The 6,612-nt window shown below is 32.9% G+C and carries 4 protein-coding genes; 3 read left to right on the top strand and 1 reads right to left on the bottom strand.

Translation table 11 applies throughout. From position 1 onward, the window contains the following. The first annotated feature begins 759 nt into the window (after nt 1-759). Together GXK57_RS19230 and GXK57_RS19225 are read left to right on the top strand one after the other, a co-directional pair. Nucleotides 760-954 (top strand): hypothetical protein, encoded by a 195-nt coding sequence (locus GXK57_RS19230; RefSeq protein WP_128213833.1) that lies wholly within the window; start codon nt 760-762, stop codon nt 952-954. 210 nt (nt 955-1,164) lie between these two features. Continuing rightward, complete coding sequence (locus tag GXK57_RS19225) at nt 1,165-2,454, top strand: helix-turn-helix transcriptional regulator (protein ID WP_160679446.1); 1,290 nt, start codon at nt 1,165-1,167, stop codon at nt 2,452-2,454. Between the two features lie 332 nt (nt 2,455-2,786). Here GXK57_RS19225 and cooS read toward each other — a convergent pair whose 3' ends face one another. Then, nucleotides 2,787-4,919 carry an anaerobic carbon-monoxide dehydrogenase catalytic subunit gene (cooS, locus tag GXK57_RS19220; RefSeq protein ID WP_160679444.1) on the bottom strand — a complete coding sequence of 711 codons (2,133 nt, stop codon included), beginning with the start codon at nt 4,917-4,919 and terminating at the stop codon, nt 2,787-2,789. 439 nt (nt 4,920-5,358) lie between these two features. Here cooS and GXK57_RS19215 point away from each other — a divergent pair, with 439 nt between their 5' ends. Continuing rightward, nucleotides 5,359-6,522 (top strand): S53 family peptidase, encoded by a 1,164-nt coding sequence (locus GXK57_RS19215; RefSeq protein WP_160679442.1) that lies wholly within the window; start codon nt 5,359-5,361, stop codon nt 6,520-6,522. The last annotated feature ends 90 nt before the right edge of the window (nt 6,523-6,612 follow it).

The raw sequence follows: 6,612 nt of genomic DNA, 5'->3' as shown, positions 1-6,612 counted from the left end.
CTTAACGCCATTCCATCTGAAAAAATCATTTAATTCTAATTGCTCGCTCATATAGTATCTCCTTCTTAACCACTTAATTTCAACAATATTGTTAAACACAGCCAATATTTTAAACAAATCCCATTGAATAGTACGGAGGAGCTTTATAAAAGCTTCTCTTTTTTACCGTCTAGGAAAGTATAAAAAAATTTATTAGCTAAATCTATCAATATCAATGGTTAAGAACAGCTATTCAGGGTAAACAGTAAAAAATAAAATTAAGTCGCCTGCCAGAATTTCTTCACATAGGTTCAGAAAAGGCAGATGCGCAAAAAAAAAGCTCACTGAAAAAGCTCACTGAAGAAGGTCGCTTCAGTGACTTTTTTACTATCTAAATATTTATCATTATGACTTAATCTATTATAAAGTATAAGATTTTGGTTAACTGAATCAGCAGTGATATGTAAGACTAAATGTTTTTTATAAATGTATGAAAATAAATATAAGTTTAATATGCCAAAGTCTTAATAATATGGAAACAACTTAAATATAATATATAGAATGTCATACTACTTTTATTGCAGTATTAGTTTCCTTGCTATAAAGATAGAAGTTAATCTTAAGCAACTTTATGGCTTTATGTACAAAGAGTTAGAGCGTAACATGACAGAAAAAATAGATTCACACCGGTTTAATAGAACTAAGTTTTTTAATAGTTCTTTAAGAGATGTAGTTTAAAGCATAATCTTTATTAACACATTTCAAAAAGAGGTGAATATATTGTCAAGAAAAGAAAAAGTCTATGATATCGAAAAGATACTATATTTATATGAAAAGTATGGTACGTTAAATGCGGTAAGAATGAGGACTGGATATGGGTCGAAAAAGATTAAAGAAATACTAATAGGTAGAGGAATAGAGCTCAATAAGTATATACCAGAAAGATGGGACTTTAAAGAAAAGTTGAGATATTAGCCTGGTTAAATAGGGGTAAAGGGTAAGAACTTTATCCCTGGCACTTCATTTATTAGAAAATAGCCATGAATCATAAAGCCTTCGCAAAGTATAGTAAAAGACAAAATATATTCTCCAACCAAATTTTCTTCATATATTCGGAAAGTGAGATGGGTAAAAATTATATAAGTATGTGCATAAGTTAATTATATTAAATTTGAGGTGATCCAATTGAAATTCTATGATCCTAGTGAAAAAATAAAAGCCATAAGAAAAAAACTTCATATGAACCAAATAGAATTAGAAGGTAAGAATATGACTAGAGCTTTTATAAGTATGATGGAGAGTGGTAAGCGCAAAGTTAGTTGTAATAGCTCTAGACTTTTAGCTAAGAAGTTTAATGATAAGGCAAAGCAACTTGGAGTACAGATAAGCTTAGACGATGAATATTTTTCAAGGAAACCTTCTGAAGATGCAGAGATTTATTGTGAAGGCGAATTAGCTAAGGAAATCAGTCATGAGAAATATGAGGAATTGCTAAAGATATCTTCTGATTTTAAACTGGATGTTATTGCTATGAAGGCTTATAAAAAAGATGCAGATAAGTATTTTAATGAGGAAAATTATGAAATTGCATTTGAGAAGTATAGTAATGCATTAGGAAAGCTAAAAGAGTTGAATGAGATAGAAGAACAAAGCTATGTTTATAACCAAATGGGAATTTCAAAGCTTAATAGAAGAGAGTACGAAGAAGCTATATTTTATTTTAATCAAGCTATCTTCTACGCCCATAAGGAAATAAAGGAAAAACGAATCATTGAAGTAGCTTACAATTTAGCTAAAGCGTACTCAAATATAAAATTACATAATGAAAGTCTAAAAGTAATAGATAGATATATTTCGGATGAGGAAGGTTTAGTGAATACAGATTTTAACCTTGGGGTGAATATTATATTTCTGAAGACTAGAGAATTATATAACAGTGGTAAAAAGAATGAGGCAGTAAGTAAATACTTATATTTGATAGATTTAATAGGAGATAGGAGCAATTTAGTACTAATAGAAGTGTTTAATGATCTGGCAGATTATTATTACAATATAGCAAATATTCAAGAAAGTTTGAAATATATAAACCTTGCTCAAAGACTAGAAATTAAAACTGATAAAGTATTGAGCCCTAAAACACTATGTACAAAAGCTAAAATCTTCTTCACTCAAGGCTTAGTGGATGAAAGTATAATGATTTTTGAATTATCCATGAATATATCAGAACAAGTAAAAAACTTTACAAGTCTATTTTCTACATACAAAGAATTAGCTGTAATATATAAGTCCCTGGGAGAATTAGAAAGATTAAAAGAAGCCTCAATGTTTTTCCTACAGGTACTTGAAAAATATAATAAAAATGAAGGCAAGGAATTTGCTTTATGTAACCTTGTGGAGATTTCCATAAGTCAAGAAAACGAAAAAGAATCCATAAAACTACTAAGGGAGTTGGAAGAAATTTTTGAAAATCAATAGGGTTGACATAAAAATGACACAGAATAGTTATATAATTCAAAATGTAGAGTTTTTCATGATCTCCTTTTAAAAGCATCTTCGTGTATTCGAGGGTGCTTTTTGTTGTCTACAAAGATATCAGAAGCTTACTTTATAAATATCTTATATAAAATAACCTTAAATAATATACTCGTAAATGACTATTGTGGCTTATATACTAAAATCAAAGTTTTGCCATGAAATTGTCACATTGCCATAATAAAATAGTATTGTAAAGTTTTTTTCATAGAACTCCTTTTTAAAGCACCTTCATTTTAGTGAAGGTGCTTACCATTATAGAGATATGTATACTTTTAACTTAATCCCAATTCTTTACGTTTCTTTTCTATATGATCTACATATATCTTAATTGTTTTTTCTGCATCTAATTCTACAACAACTTTGCCTAGTCCTAAGGATTCAGTTGTTTCTGTTAGTGTTTTAACAACAACGTCACTACCAGTTATAGATGGAACTGGTGCTACATGAACTAACCAACCTAAAGCTACAGCAGTGCATGCATCAGCTACAGCTTTTTGTTCAAGATATTCAGGTGCGCCAATTACTAGAGGAAGTTTATTAGTATCAACACCTAATGCATCAGCAAGTTCCTTTGCAGTATGAGTCATCTTTCCTATATCAACACAAGCACCGTAAGATAAAACAGGTGGTATTCCAAGTTGTTTACATACAGCTTTTAGGCCTTCTCCACATTCATCAGCTGCTTTTGGATCTGTAAGTCCTGTATATTCCATAACTGAAGAAGTACATCCGCCTGAAAGAACTAAAATATTATTTTCTATTAGTCCCTTTGTTATCTTAAATATGTTACTTCCTCCCTGACCATATCTTGCAGTAGTACATCCTACTATTGTTGCTATTCCTCTTATGTTGCCGTTTGCTATTTGTTCTATAAGAGGATCAAAGCTTCCACCTAATGCATTTCTTACAGATTCTGTACTAAATCCTACCATGCAATCAGAAGTGTGTGATGGTATGTATATCTTTTTATTTTCTGATTTACGTTTAGTAAAGGATTCTATAGCAAGGTTAAGAGCTTTTTCAGCTTGCTCTTTCATTTTCTCAGGTATAAAGTCAAGAGTTTCTGTACCTTGAAGCTTAATTACTGGATGGGTACTTAATAGTTTTGTTCCAAAGCGTTTTGCAAAAAGTGGCATAGTTGGGACAGTGCAATTATAATCAAACATAAACATGTCAACTACACCAGTAGCAAGTAAGTATTCTTGAGATAACCATTCACCTTCTTGACCACCATATCCAGGTTGGTTATGAGTTCCTTGATAGTTCATAAGTTGTTGACCTTCACATACGTGACCTAATATCTGGATTCCCTCAGCCCCTGCATCCTTAGCTTTTTGTTGCCATTCATCAGTAGAAGCTAGATCGATAGCAACGTGAGATAGTAGTGGCATATGACCATTAGTAACTACATTAATCATATTTTCTTTTAATAAGCCCATGTTTTGTTTCTTATGGGCAATTTCTTGAGTACCCATGAGTATTTCTTGAATGATATCAAGTAAAAATAGGCCTTGATACTCATTGGCGATACCTAATCTAATACTGTTTAACAGGAATTCAACAGGATCTGAATTAAAGTTTGTCATACATCTTGTTTGTGCATAGCCTACTTCGCTATAGGCTCCACCAGGGAATAAACCTAAATCTCTCCATAGTTTCTTTCTCTTGGTAGGTGCAAAAGCTTCAACTGTTTTTGATTCTATATGATATGGAGAATGTATATCATTTATTACCCAATCAGCAAAAGCTACAGCTAATTTATCTATAGGCTGATTTGCATCAAGTCCAGCCATATCAGCATATTTTTTTAGCTTTTCAGCATCTCTAATTTTTAATCCGCTCTCAGGATGTTCACCAGCAGCTTTTAAAGTTCTGGCAGCTTGATGACAGTGAAATACATTGGCAGATGTACCAATAGTTACGTGTCTATATACAAAGTTTCTAGCTACCATAGTATGTGCATCCACACCACAGGTTCCACGAGGTACTTTATCACTTATTCTACAAGGTCCATTTGCACAAAGTTGGCAAGATAAGCCTTCTATACAGAATTTACATTGAATTGGTTGTTGCTGACTAAATCTATCAAATACATTAGTCATTCCTGCATCGTGAACAGCTTGGTACATTTCTCTCATAGCTGGGTCTATGATTACATTTAATGGATAACCTTCTTTAGATTGATCACCTTTGGCCACATGTTCTCTTTGCCACTTATGAAGTTCATCACCCTCTGGTGATTTTTCAATCTTTTCGTAGTCTATTTTTATACGATTATGTATGTCTTCATGAGTGTTCGGATCATTTGAATGTTCATTTGTCAATTTAGTTCCAAAAGTAGTATTATCGCCTCTCATGGTTTTTGCGGCATTTTCGAAAGATTCCTTAATTTCCTTGTCTGACATTATTTTTCCTCCTAAGTATTATTTGAGTTAAAATTTCAATATATAGATTGTGTTTGAAAAATGCAAAATATTCATCTTTTGATATAGTAATGTGGATTTAAAGAACTTTTTACAATAAGACTATAATTTCTTTAATAAACAGGTTGATAAGTATAGCTCTACAATCGTATACATTTGCATTTTGTGAAATTAACAATTTACTAGAAAATACTGTATACAATATAGTTACTAATATGTATAATATATACATATTAACAGAAGTTTATATCATATTGGTACTATATGATCATACAATTAACATGCTATAGATAATCTGTTTATAAAAAATTGGGGCTAAAAATTAAACTGTTTTCAGAGTTATCTATCATAACATCTTATTTGCACTTTAAGAATTAATACAGATGTTATGTAGTAATAAATAAAAAGGGGGTTCATTATTATGAACAAATCATTAAAAAGTTTCATGGCAGTAAGCTTAATCCTTGCAACTGCATTGCTGCCAACCAACAATCTGGTGAAACATGCTGAAAAGGCAATTCACCAAAATTCATGGGAGGCAAAGCCGCTCATCAAAATCAAGAAAGCAGGTACTTTAGCTACAGCTGGATACACACCTGCACAAATCAGAAAAGCTTATGGAGTTGATAAGGTATCAGCTACAGGAGCTGGACAAACTATAGCTATAGTTGATGCATATGGCAGCCCAACTATGCAAAATGATTTATCGGTATTTTCTAGTCAGTTCGGACTACCACAAGCAACTCTTTCAATCGCTTATCCAACTGGTAAGCCATCAACTACAGATGGAGGATGGGCTCTTGAAACTGCAATGGATGTTGAATGGGCACATGCAATAGCTCCTGGAGCTAAGATACTATTAGTAGTAGCAAAAACTCCAAGTGATTCTGACTTGCTAGCAGCTATAGATTATGCAACTTCAAATGGGGCTCAAGTTGTATCAAATAGCTGGGGTGGTGGTGAATTCTCTGGAGAATCTTCATATGACACACACTTCAAGCATACAGGAGTTACTTATTTAGCTTCTTCAGGAGATGATGGTTCAGGTTCTGAGTGGCCAGCGTGCTCTCCATATGTTCTTTCCATAGGTGGTACAACCTTAAACCTTGACTCAGCAGGAAACTATATAAGTGAAACTGCATGGTCAGGTTCAGGCGGAGATACTAGCAGCTACTATTCTAGACCAACCTACCAAAGTAATTGGACAAGCGTTGTAGGATCATATAGAGGAGATCCAGATATATCTTGGGTTGCAGATCCAAGCACAGGAGCTTCAGTTTATAGCAGTACTAAGTACAATGGGCAGTCAGGATGGTTTGTTTCTGGTGGCACAAGTTTAGGTTCACCTTCTGTAGCAGGTGTTATAGCTTTATTAAATCAAAATAGAGGGGCAAACTACACAAGCTTTGATGCAATAAGCAAATTATATAGTGTAGCTGGAACAGCAGGAAGCGCAGGATACACTACAAACTTTAATGATGTAAAGTCTGGGTCAAATGGTGGATATAGCGCAAAGACAGGTTATGATTTAGTTACTGGATTAGGAAGTCCTAAGGTAAATAATCTCCTAACAAGTGCTAAGTAAATATAAGTTTTAAGGAATATAGGAATATAAAAATTCGCTAAAGCGTTCTTCTTTAGCGAATTTTTTGCGCATCTGCCTTTTCTGAACGAA

Source organism: Clostridium sp. C8-1-8 (assembly GCF_009928445.1).
GTDB lineage: Bacteria > Bacillota > Clostridia > Clostridiales > Clostridiaceae > Clostridium_AR.
This window is presented reverse-complemented; position numbering and strand designations above follow the sequence as displayed.